This is a genomic window from Mesorhizobium muleiense, assembly GCF_900099905.1.
In the GTDB taxonomy this organism is placed as follows: Bacteria; Pseudomonadota; Alphaproteobacteria; order Rhizobiales; family Rhizobiaceae; genus Mesorhizobium; species Mesorhizobium muleiense.
Genome location: NZ_FNEE01000039.1, coordinates 21,844 through 31,339, shown reverse-complemented (window position 1 = coordinate 31,339; position 9,496 = coordinate 21,844). Strand labels below are relative to the sequence as shown.

Annotated in this window: 14 protein-coding genes; 8 read left to right on the top strand and 6 right to left on the bottom strand. The window is 60.6% G+C overall.

Going from position 1 to position 9,496, the window contains the following annotated elements; all coding sequences use genetic code 11:
* Positions 1-511, top strand: a 511-nt coding sequence (locus tag BLT09_RS32490; protein WP_139172488.1) for a zinc-binding dehydrogenase, incomplete at its 5' end; no start/stop codon positions are given.
* A gap of 209 nt (positions 512-720) precedes the next feature.
* Here the strand turns inward: BLT09_RS32490 and BLT09_RS32480 are convergent.
* Positions 721-1,164, bottom strand: coding sequence for a MarR family winged helix-turn-helix transcriptional regulator (locus BLT09_RS32480; protein ID WP_167366595.1), 444 nt, complete (start codon positions 1,162-1,164; stop codon positions 721-723).
* Between the two features lie 79 nt (positions 1,165-1,243).
* On the opposite strand from BLT09_RS32480, the gene hmgA reads away from it, so the two are divergent.
* The 6 genes from hmgA to BLT09_RS32450 all read left to right on the top strand — a co-directional run bounded on the left by hmgA (position 1,244) and on the right by BLT09_RS32450 (position 5,667).
* Positions 1,244-2,557, top strand: coding sequence for a homogentisate 1,2-dioxygenase (gene hmgA / locus BLT09_RS32475; RefSeq protein WP_091600551.1), 1,314 nt, complete (start codon positions 1,244-1,246; stop codon positions 2,555-2,557).
* Between the two features lie 11 nt (positions 2,558-2,568).
* Entirely contained in the window at positions 2,569-3,459 is an 891-nt protein-coding gene (locus BLT09_RS32470) for an MBL fold metallo-hydrolase (RefSeq protein ID WP_167366596.1), read from the top strand.
* 70 nt (positions 3,460-3,529) lie between these two features.
* Positions 3,530-4,543 carry a fumarylacetoacetate hydrolase family protein gene (locus tag BLT09_RS32465; protein WP_091600549.1) on the top strand — a complete coding sequence of 338 codons (1,014 nt, stop codon included), beginning with the start codon at positions 3,530-3,532 and terminating at the stop codon, positions 4,541-4,543.
* Positions 4,540-4,833, top strand: coding sequence for a hypothetical protein (locus tag BLT09_RS32460; protein ID WP_091600548.1), 294 nt, complete (start codon positions 4,540-4,542; stop codon positions 4,831-4,833). The genes BLT09_RS32465 and BLT09_RS32460 overlap by 4 nt, the downstream gene beginning before the upstream one ends.
* A 35-nt stretch (positions 4,834-4,868) precedes the next feature.
* Positions 4,869-5,156: a hypothetical protein gene (locus BLT09_RS32455; protein WP_091600547.1), complete on the top strand. Its 288-nt coding sequence runs from the start codon at positions 4,869-4,871 to the stop codon at positions 5,154-5,156.
* Between the two features lies 1 nt (position 5,157).
* Positions 5,158-5,667, top strand: a complete 510-nt coding sequence (locus tag BLT09_RS32450; protein WP_091600546.1) for a DinB family protein — start codon at positions 5,158-5,160, stop codon at positions 5,665-5,667.
* A gap of 27 nt (positions 5,668-5,694) precedes the next feature.
* Here the strand turns inward: BLT09_RS32450 and BLT09_RS32445 are convergent, their stop codons facing one another.
* The 3 genes from BLT09_RS32445 to hppD all read right to left on the bottom strand — a co-directional run bounded on the left by BLT09_RS32445 (position 5,695) and on the right by hppD (position 7,474).
* Positions 5,695-6,069: a type II toxin-antitoxin system VapC family toxin gene (locus tag BLT09_RS32445; protein ID WP_091600545.1), complete on the bottom strand. Its 375-nt coding sequence runs from the start codon at positions 6,067-6,069 to the stop codon at positions 5,695-5,697.
* Positions 6,066-6,293: a type II toxin-antitoxin system Phd/YefM family antitoxin gene (locus BLT09_RS32440; RefSeq protein ID WP_091600557.1), complete on the bottom strand. Its 228-nt coding sequence runs from the start codon at positions 6,291-6,293 to the stop codon at positions 6,066-6,068. The genes BLT09_RS32445 and BLT09_RS32440 overlap by 4 nt, the downstream gene beginning before the upstream one ends.
* Positions 6,294-6,361: 68 nt before the next feature.
* Complete coding sequence (hppD, locus tag BLT09_RS32435) at positions 6,362-7,474, bottom strand: 4-hydroxyphenylpyruvate dioxygenase (protein WP_091600556.1); 1,113 nt, start codon at positions 7,472-7,474, stop codon at positions 6,362-6,364.
* Positions 7,475-7,614: 140 nt separating this feature from the next.
* Between hppD and BLT09_RS32430 the strand changes: the two genes are divergently transcribed.
* Positions 7,615-8,082, top strand: coding sequence for an Lrp/AsnC family transcriptional regulator (locus tag BLT09_RS32430; protein ID WP_023803215.1), 468 nt, complete (start codon positions 7,615-7,617; stop codon positions 8,080-8,082).
* Here the strand turns inward: BLT09_RS32430 and BLT09_RS32425 are convergent.
* Entirely contained in the window at positions 8,079-8,417 is a 339-nt protein-coding gene (locus BLT09_RS32425) for a protein tyrosine phosphatase family protein (protein WP_091600544.1), read from the bottom strand. The genes BLT09_RS32430 and BLT09_RS32425 overlap by 4 nt on opposite strands.
* Positions 8,418-8,563: 146 nt before the next feature.
* Entirely contained in the window at positions 8,564-9,484 is a 921-nt protein-coding gene (aztC, locus tag BLT09_RS32420; RefSeq protein ID WP_091600555.1) for a zinc ABC transporter substrate-binding protein AztC, read from the bottom strand.
* Positions 9,485-9,496 lie beyond the last annotated feature (12 nt).

Below are 9,496 nucleotides of genomic sequence, written 5' to 3'. Positions count from 1 at the left end.
CGCCGGGCCGATCGGCATCATGGCTGCGCTGGTGGCGCAGTGCGTCGGCGCGCGAAAGGTGGTCATCACCGACATCAACCCGGTGCGGCTGGCGCTGGCGAAAAAACTCGGCGTCCAGCATGTCGTCGACGCGTCGAAGGAAAAGCTGCGCGATGTCATGCCGGCGCTCGGCATGACCGAAGGTTTTGACGTCGGCCTCGAAATGTCGGGTGCGGCACCCGCCTTCCGCGACATGATCGACGCCATGAACAATGGCGGCAAGATCGCCATTCTGGGCATCGCGCCGACCGGCTTCGAGATCGACTGGAACAAGGTCATCTTCAAGATGCTGCATCTCAAGGGCATCTATGGCCGCGAGATGTTCGAGACCTGGTACAAGATGATCGCGCTGGTGCAGGGTCCGCTCGATGTCAGTGGCCTGATCACGCACCGCATCGGCGTGGACGACTTCCAGACCGGGTTCGAGGCGATGAAGAGCGGCAATTCCGGCAAGGTTGTCATGGATTGGTGAGATGTTGGCCGGGTGCCGTTCCGGAAGTGTTGGAGGGACAGCACCCCCCTCTGGCCTGCCGGCCATCTCCCCCGCAAGGGGGGAGATCGGCAGCTTCGGCGTGCCGTTCATCCTTGCTATGTTTTCGATTAGCGAAAGCCGGGATGACAGCCAATCTCCCCCCTTGCGGGGGAGATGTCCGGCAGGACAGAGGGGGGTGTGAAGGATCGCTACGGAGCGGATAAGGCCCCCTCCAGCGCAGCAACCCCGCTGACGATCGCCATCCGCTCTTCTGCACTCAGCCTTCCCAGCAAGTCCCGCTCGAACGCTTTTGCCAACGGCACCATCTCGCGATAGGCGGCAAGGCCCGCGTTGGTCAGCGTCAGATGCTCGACACGGCGGTCTTTTTCATCAGGTTTTCGCGTCAGCCAGCGGCGTCGTTCGAGCTCGGCGACGGCGCGCGAAACCTTGGTCTTGTGCATGGCCGACTGTTCGCCGAGCGCTGTTGCCGTCATCGTGCCGTGCTGGCCGAGACCGGCCAGCGTGCGCCATTCGGGCCGCGTCAGGCCGTGGCGGTCCTTGTAAACCCTGGAAAATTCGCGACTGACAGCATCGGCAAGGCGATAGAGCCGGTAGGGCAGGAAGCTTTCAAGTTCGAGGGTGTCAGCCTCCATGGCCTGCTCCATCACGATTGATAGTTACATTTTCGATGGTTACAAATGAAACCAGTTTGGTCAATCCAGGGAGGATGCCATGGCTTTTTCCTACATGCCGGGGTTCGGCAACGACTTCGAAACCGAGACTTTGCCTGGTTCGCTGCCGCAAGGGCGGAATTCGCCGCAGCGGCCGGCCTACGGCCTCTATGCCGAGCAGCTTTCGGGCTCGCCCTTCACCGCGCCGCGCGGCACTAATGAGCGTTCCTGGCTTTATCGCATCAGGCCGAGCGTCAGGCACACCGGCCGCTTCAAGGCGGAAAAATATCCGCTGTGGAAAAGTGCGCCGAATGTCGGCGATCACGAACTGGCGCTTGGCCAATATCGCTGGAACCCGGTGCCGATGCCGAAGGAACCGACGGACTTCATTGCCGGCATGCGCTCGATCACCACTGCCGGTGACGTGCTCGGCCAGACCGGCATGGCCGCCCATGTCTATGTCGCCAACCGATCGATGGCCGACGACCATTTCTTCAACGCCGACGGCGAGTTGCTTATCGTGCCGCAAGTGGGGGCGCTGCGCTTCGTCACCGAGATGGGCGTCATCGAATTGCGACCGGGCGAGATCGCCGTGCTGCCGCGCGGCCTCGTGTTCAAGGTCGAACTGGTCGATGAAACAGTGCGCGGCTATGTCTGCGAGAACTACGGCGCCAAGCTGACGTTGCCGGATCGTGGCCCGATCGGCGCCAATTGCCTGGCCAATCCGCGCGATTTCAAGACGCCTTGCGCCTGGTTCGAGGACAAGGAAACGCCGTGCCGGCTGATCGTGAAATGGTGCGGCCAGTTCCATGTCACCGAACTCGATCATTCGCCGCTGGATGTGGTGGCGTGGCACGGCAACTACTCGCCCTACAAATATGATCTTGCAACGTTTTCGCCGGTCGGCGCGATCCTGTTCGACCATCCCGATCCGTCGATCTTCACGGTGCTGACCGCGCCGAGCGGCGAAGAGGGCACCGCCAACATCGACTTCGTCATCTTCCCGCCGCGCTGGCTGGTGGCCGAAAACACGTTTCGCCCGCCCTGGTATCACCGCAACATCATGAGCGAGTTCATGGGCTTGATCCACGGCCAGTATGACGCCAAGGAAGAGGGCTTCGTTCCCGGCGGCATCAGCCTGCACAATCTGATGCTGGCCCACGGGCCTGACGCAACAGGTTTTGAAAAAGCCTTCCACGCGGATCTGAAACCGGTCAAGCTCGACAACACCATGGCCTTCATGTTCGAGACGCGATTCCCACAGATGCTGACCCGCTACGCCGCCGAGGTTGAAACCCGGCAGGACAATTACATCGACTGCTGGGCCGATCTGAAGAAGCGCTTCAACGGCACGCCCGAGGGCGACTGGTCTTGAGCGCTGATCCAATGCGGGATCGGCTGGTGCTGCTGGGCTCGAAGGGCGGCCCGGCGCTCCGGCCGGGCGGTCCGTGGCCGAGTTCGTCGCTGCTGAAATTCGGCGGACGTACCATCGTCGTGGATTGCGCGCTTGGCGTGACGCACGGGCTGGCCGAGACCGGCATCAGCCTAAAGTCGCTCGACCTGGTCTTCATCACGCATCTGCATTCCGACCATGTGCTGGAACTCGGTCCGCTGATCCACACCGCCTGGACGGCGGGTCTGGCGACACCGGTCACCGTGTTCGGCCCGCCCGGCACCGGCCATTACTGGCAGCGCTTTTGCCAAGCGATGGAATTCGACATCGAGATACGCATAGTCGACGAAGGCCGGCCTGATATCGCAGATTTGGTTTCGATCATCGAGTTCGGCGAAGGCCGGGTGATGGAGGAGCGCGGCCTGAAGGTTTTGGCGCTACGCGTCGACCATCCGCCGGTGAACGACTGCTTTGCGCTTCGCTTCGAGCATGCCGGACAGAGCGTGGTGTTTTCCGCCGATACGGCGTTCTTTCCGCCATTGGCGGATTTCGCCAAAGGCGCCGACATTCTCGTCCATGAAGCCATGCTGGAAGACGGCATCGAGCGGCTCGTCGCGAAAACCGGCAATGGCGCGCGGCTGAGGGAGCATCTGCTCGCCAGCCATAGTTTTGCTGAGGAGGCGGGGCGCATCGCCAGTGACGCAGGAGCCAAGAGACTGGTGCTCAACCACCTCATCCCGGCCGATGATCCCGAGATCGGCGAGGCCGACTGGATCGCCGCCGTCAGGAAAACATGGGCCGGAGACTTGACGATTGCCCACGACGGCCTTGTTGTGGGACTGGAGCATGATCCCGAACCGAAGGACCGCGTTAGCGAAAAGTGAGAACCGGTTTTCGGAAGAGATCTTACAAAATTCAAAGCGGCACCAAAGCCGCATCAGGAGAGGAAACCGCATGAAGCTTGCCACATTGAAGGACGGGACGCGCGACGGAAAGCTGGTCGTCGTCTCGCGCGACCTGACGCGGTTCACCGATGCCTCGTTTCTGGTGCCGACGCTGCAGTCGGCGCTCGACAACTGGAACCGGATCGCGCCGCATCTGGCGACAATAGCGGAATCGCTGGAGAACAATGCGGTGCCGTCAGCGCGCTTTCACGAGCATGATGCCCATTCGCCGTTGCCGCGCGCCTACCAGTGGGCCGATGGCTCTGCCTATGTGAATCATGTCGAACTGGTGCGGAAGGCGCGCGGCGCCGAGATGCCGGCAAGCTTCTGGACCGATCCGCTGATCTACCAGGGTGGTTCGGACAGTTTCATCGCGCCGCGTGATCCGATCCGCACGGTCGACGAGGCTCTTGGCGTCGACATGGAAGGGGAAGTCGCTGTCGTCGTCGACGATGTGCCGATAGGCGCAAGCCTCGATGCGGCAAGAGCCGCGATCCGGCTGGTCATGCTGGTCAATGACGTCACGCTGCGCTCCCTCACCGCGCCAGAGCTTGCCAAGGGCTTCGGCTTCTTCCAATCAAAGCCGTCCTCGGCGTTTTCGCCCGTCGCGGTGACGCCGGACGAACTTGGCGAGGCCTGGGATGGCGGCAAGGTCAACCTGCCGCTGCTGGTCGATCTCAACGGCAAGCCGTTCGGCCGCGCCAACGCCGGCGTGGACATGACCTTCGATTTTCCGGCGCTGATTGTGCATGCCGCGAAAACCCGGCCGCTGGCCGCCGGCACCATCATCGGTTCGGGCACGGTCTCCAACAAGCTCGACGGCGGGCCTGGCAAGCCTGTCTCGGCGGGCGGCGCCGGCTATTCCTGCATAGCCGAGTTGCGCATGATCGAGACCATCGAGGCCGGCGAACCGACAACCCCGTTCCTGGGCCTTGGCGACATTGTGCGCATCGAGATGAAGGACAGGATCGGACATTCGATTTTTGGTGCGATCGAGCAGAAGGTCGAGAAATACGGAGAATGACAGGCGAGACTGTCTATCTTCTTTGCGGTGTCTGGGCTCTTCTCATGCTGGCGATCTTCATCCAGGCGATCCGGCTGAGCTATCGCATCGAGGCGCGCTCGCCCGGGCTTACCAACCGCAGCGGCTTTCCACGCAACGCGATGATTTTCCACACGGTGACCAACACGAACGTCGCGCGGGACGAGGAGACGCAAGCCATGCGCCGGCGCATGAACCGGCTGCTGCTGATCGTTCTCGCCGGATTCGCACTTCTCTGGGCGGGCGTGTCCTTGGTCCAGTCAGCGGAGTGATCTAGCTTAATCGTTCCAAACGCGGGGGGACCCGGATGCCTTACACCGCTGCTTACCTTTGGTTCGTGGGAATTTGTAGCATCGCTACTGCCTGGCTTTTGATTTCGGCGATCCGGCTCTGCCGTCAGATCGAGGATCGATCTGAAAGACTGCGTAACTTCAGTAGCGTGGCGCGTCTGCCGAAGCTTGTTAACGTCGCTATAAATCGGGACGTTGCGAGCGATGTTGAAACGCAAGCGCTACGCCGCGGTATGATCTCTCGTCTGCTAGCCATAGGGGCTATCGGTATCGCTGTGAAATTGATTGCCTGGACTGGTGTGTGACGTGGACCTGCTCGACCATCTGCGCCGCATGGCGCGCAACAATCTCTGGTCGAACGACCGGCTGTATAGCGCTGTGCTGCAGCTTGAGCCCGGCGAATTCGAAGCCAAGCGAACCAGCTTCTTTCCATCCATCAAGGCAACGCTCAACCACATCCTCGCGGTCGATCATCTCTACCTCGATTTTCTCGAAGAGGGCGGCGTTGGCGCCGCGGCCCATGACGATTTCGTGCCGTTCGATGAACCACAAGCGCTGTTTGACGCCCAAGGCGCATCCGACCGGCGTTTGATCGCCTTTTGCGATCATTTGTCGGCGGCCGATCTCGACCGCCATGTCATCACCGACCGGCGCGAGGACGGAAAAATACCGGAGCGCATCGGCGATCTGCTCGCCCATCTCTTCATCCATGGGATCCATCATCGCGGCCAGGTGCATGCGATGATGTCCGGCACCTCGGTAAAGCCGCCGCAACTCGATGAGTTTTTGCTCAACTATGATTTGAAGTTGAGGTAGGCGGAGGTCGAGCGGCTGAATCTGTGATCAGACCAACGCAACGTCATAGGCTGAAAAATGCCGATCCGCAGTGACCAACGTCAGGCCTTCAATTTGAGCCTGTGCGATGAGCAGACGGTCGAAAGGATCGCGGTGATGGAGCGGCAAATGCTCAAGCCTCTCCGCGTGTAGTTCATTCACACTGAGGATCGGAATGCCGTTCGATCGCAAGATTTCCACTATGTTGCCTGTGAGCGTGACTTTGCCGAGCGATTTCTTGATGGCGATCTCTGCTACCGAGACGGCGCTGACGACCACATCCTCGCCCGCAAGAAAGATGTCGCGATGGTGGTCCGAAAGGCGCGAGTCTGCGTTCAGTACCCAAAGCAGAATATGAGTATCCACCAGATATTGGTGGCTCATTTAATGTACTCGTCCCATTCGGGACCGAGTTCATCAAAATCATCCGATATCCGAATTTGGCCTTTCAGGGCTCCAAAAAGGCCCTTGCTCCCGCCAGCCCGGGCGGGAGCGCTCAAGGTTGCCACAACCTCGCCATGCCGCGTCAGATGAATCTCTTCACCGGCCTGCGCACGTTTCACCAACTCGGAGAGTTGGGCCTTCGCTTTTGCCATCGGAACATTCATGGTCAGACCTCTTATGACCATAATTTAGGTCATAATTGATCGAACCGCAAGGAATTTGAAGGCGCACCTCACTCCGCCGCCTGCACCTTCAGCACCCCGCGCTTGATCTGGTCCTGCTCGATCGATTCGAACAGCGCGCGGAAATTGCCCTCGCCAAAACCCTCGTCGCCCTTCCTCTGGATGAATTCGAAGAAGATCGGGCCGATTACGGTTTTCGAGAAGATCTGCAGCAGGATCTTGGTCGTGCCGCCGTCAACCACGCCTTCGCCGTCGATCAGGATGCCGTGCTTTTTCATCCGCTCGATCGGCTCGTCATGGCCGTGCACGCGGGCATGAGACATCTCGTAGTAGGTTTCCGGCGGACCGGGCATGAACTTCAGCCCGTTGGCTGCCAGCCTGTCGGTGGCGCCGTAGATCTCGTCCGTGCCGACGGCGATGTGCTGGATGCCTTCGCCATTGTACTTCCTCAGATATTCGGCGATCTGGCTGGTCTCGTCCTTGGACTCGTTGAGCGGGATGCGGATCTTGCCGCAGGGCGAGGTGATGGCGCGGCTGACCAGGCCGGTGATCTTGCCGTCGATGTCGAAGAAATGGATCTGCTTGAAGCCGAACAGATCACGATAGAAATCCCACCATTTGTCCATATTGCCGCGATAGACATTGTGGGTGAGGTGGTCGAGATAATAGAAGCCGACGCCTTCCGGCTTCGGGTCGCGCTCGCCCAGCCAGTCGAATTCGGCTTCGTAGGCCGAGCCTTTGTCGCCGTAGACCTCGATGAAATAAAGCAGCGAGCCGCCAATGCCTGATATCGCCGGCACATCGAGCGCCTTGTCGACGCCTTCATAGGGTGTGGCGCCCTTGGCGACAGCATGGTCGAACGCGTGCTTGGCATCGACCACCCGCCAGGCCATCGAGGAAGCGCAGGGGCCGTGCTTGTCGACGAATTTCATCGCATGCGAGCCGGGTTCGGCATTGACGACATAGTTGATGTCGCCCTGCCGCCAGACGGTGATGTTCTTGGTGCGGTGCTTGGCTACCGGTACATAGCCCATGCGGGTAAAAAGGTCGGCGAGCTTTTCCGGTTCGGGATGCGCGAACTCGACGAATTCGAAGCCGTCGGTGCCGGCGGGATTGGCCTTGCTGATCGTTGCGGGCGGTGCATCGTGCGGGAAGGGACCCATGGTGTTGTCCTCCAAAAGCTGCTTGGCCGCAAAGGGCCATTTTGACGCTACTATAGCGCGGAGCAGGCGCATGGTGCTTGCATTCAAACGCTTTAAACGAATAGATCATGCGGGAATTGTGCATGGTGGATGAAAAAATCATGGATGAGGCGCGCATAGACCAGTTTGACCGCAAGATAATGGCTCTCTTGCAGGGCGACGCACGGCTGACCAACAACGATTTGTCGGAACGGGTGAACCTGTCGGCGTCGCAATGTTCGCGTCGCCGCCAGAGGCTGGAGGAGGACGGCTATATCAGGGGCTATCGCGCGGTGCTCGACCGCGACAAGCTCGGCTTCTCACTGGTCAACGTCATCTCGGTGACGCTCGCCACCCACAACCGCGACAATGCGCGGCGCTTCGGCGAGTTGGTGGCGCGGCTGCCGCAAGTGCAGGAGGCGCACGCGCTGACCGGCGAGATGGATTACATCCTGAAAGTGGTGACGCCCGACCTGAAATCGCTGTCGGAATTCGTCAACGGCGTGCTCCTGCCGCACGAATCCGTGCAGCATGTGAAGACGGCGATCGTGCTGGAAACGCTGAAGGAAACCGGCGCGCTGCCGATTTAGCCCTTCGACTGCTGGATCAGCCCAAAAAGGTTGGTGCAGCGTGCGCCGGAACGGCAATAGGCGAAGATCGGGCCTTCGAGCTCATCGAGCGCCTCAGCCTGGTCCTCGACATTTTGGGCGGTGATCCGGCCGCTGATGACCGGGATGTAGCGAAAGGTAAGCCCGGCGGCTTCGACTGCCGCTTTGACGGTGTCCGCCGAAGGCTGGCCGGGCTGCTCGTCATCAGGCCGGTTGCAGATGACGCTCTTGAAGCCGGCGGCCTTGATGGCGGCGACTTCTTCGGGCTGGATCTGGCCGGAGACCGAATAGTCCTCGGTGATCTGACGATATTCCATGTTTCCTCGCAAAACTGGTTTGGCCGCAGTCTTAAGACTCCCCGACGAGATCGGCAATCCGCGCAGAATGAAATCCCACTGCGCAGATAGTTATTTTCGACGGAGAATCCAACCGAGCCGACGCGGCCCGGCTGGCTAGGAAGGTGTCAGCTTCCGAGGATCGCGCCTTTGATCTGGGCGATGTTGTTGTGCATCAGGTCGATATAGGTCGAGGCCGGACCGTCGGGCTGCGACAGCGCGTCTGAATAGAGCGTACCGCCCACCTTGACCCCGGTCTCGCTGGCGATCTGCTCGATCAGCCGCGCGTTGGCGATGTTCTCGACGAAGACCGCCGCCGCCTTGTCCTGCTTCACCTGGCTGACCAGCTTGGCGACGTCGGCAGCGGACGGCTCCGACTCGGTCGAGACCCCTTCGGGCGCCAGGAAGGTGAGGTCATAGGCCTTCTCGAAATAGCCGAAGGCGTCATGCGAGGTGATGACGACGCGTTTCTCCTTCGGGCTCGACTGGATCGCCGTCTGCACTTCGCCCTCAAGCGCGTCGAGTTTCTCGGTATAGGCGGCGGCATTGGCCTTGTAGCTGTCGCAACCGCCAGCATCGGCGGTGCAGAAGGCGTCGGCGATGTTCTTCACATAGATCTTGGCATTGGCGACCGATTGGAAGGCATGCGGATCGGTATCTTCGCCTTCAGCAGCGTCGGCATCGGCGAATTCGGGTTTGAAGTTGATCAGCGTGACGCCCTTGGTCAAAACGGCGATCGTCGCCTTGGTGGCGCTGGCGTCGACCAGGCGCTGCAAGAAGCCTTCGAAATGCAGGCCGTTGACCAGCACCACATCCGCACCCGCCATCGCCACCGCGTCGGCCGGGCTCGGCTCGTAGACATGGGCATCGCCATCCGGCCCGACGATGGTGGTCAGATTGATCCGGTCGCCGCCGACATTTTTGGCGAAATCGGCAATGATCGTGAAGCTGGCGACCACTTTCAACGGCTCCGCGAGGGCCGACGACGCGCCAAAGGCTGACAATGTTATGACGCCCACTGCCAGGGCGGCGCGGATCGATTTCAGCATGGACGGCACTCC

What these genes read in the sequence shown, in the direction of transcription:
- BLT09_RS32480 (WP_167366595.1), bottom strand. Translation starts at nt 1,164, where the DNA reads ATGGAGGCTGACACCCTCGAACTTGAAAGCTTCCTGCCCTACCGGCTC.
- hmgA (WP_091600551.1), top strand. Translation starts at nt 1,244, where the DNA reads ATGGCTTTTTCCTACATGCCGGGGTTCGGCAACGACTTCGAAACCGAG.
- BLT09_RS32470 (WP_167366596.1), top strand. Translation starts at nt 2,569, where the DNA reads ATGCGGGATCGGCTGGTGCTGCTGGGCTCGAAGGGCGGCCCGGCGCTC.
- BLT09_RS32465 (WP_091600549.1), top strand. Translation starts at nt 3,530, where the DNA reads ATGAAGCTTGCCACATTGAAGGACGGGACGCGCGACGGAAAGCTGGTC.
- BLT09_RS32460 (WP_091600548.1), top strand. Translation starts at nt 4,540, where the DNA reads ATGACAGGCGAGACTGTCTATCTTCTTTGCGGTGTCTGGGCTCTTCTC.
- BLT09_RS32455 (WP_091600547.1), top strand. Translation starts at nt 4,869, where the DNA reads ATGCCTTACACCGCTGCTTACCTTTGGTTCGTGGGAATTTGTAGCATC.
- BLT09_RS32445 (WP_091600545.1), bottom strand. Translation starts at nt 6,069, where the DNA reads ATGAGCCACCAATATCTGGTGGATACTCATATTCTGCTTTGGGTACTG.
- BLT09_RS32440 (WP_091600557.1), bottom strand. Translation starts at nt 6,293, where the DNA reads ATGAATGTTCCGATGGCAAAAGCGAAGGCCCAACTCTCCGAGTTGGTG.
- hppD (WP_091600556.1), bottom strand. Translation starts at nt 7,474, where the DNA reads ATGGGTCCCTTCCCGCACGATGCACCGCCCGCAACGATCAGCAAGGCC.
- BLT09_RS32430 (WP_023803215.1), top strand. Translation starts at nt 7,615, where the DNA reads ATGGATGAGGCGCGCATAGACCAGTTTGACCGCAAGATAATGGCTCTC.
- BLT09_RS32425 (WP_091600544.1), bottom strand. Translation starts at nt 8,417, where the DNA reads ATGGAATATCGTCAGATCACCGAGGACTATTCGGTCTCCGGCCAGATC.
- aztC (WP_091600555.1), bottom strand. Translation starts at nt 9,484, where the DNA reads ATGCTGAAATCGATCCGCGCCGCCCTGGCAGTGGGCGTCATAACATTG.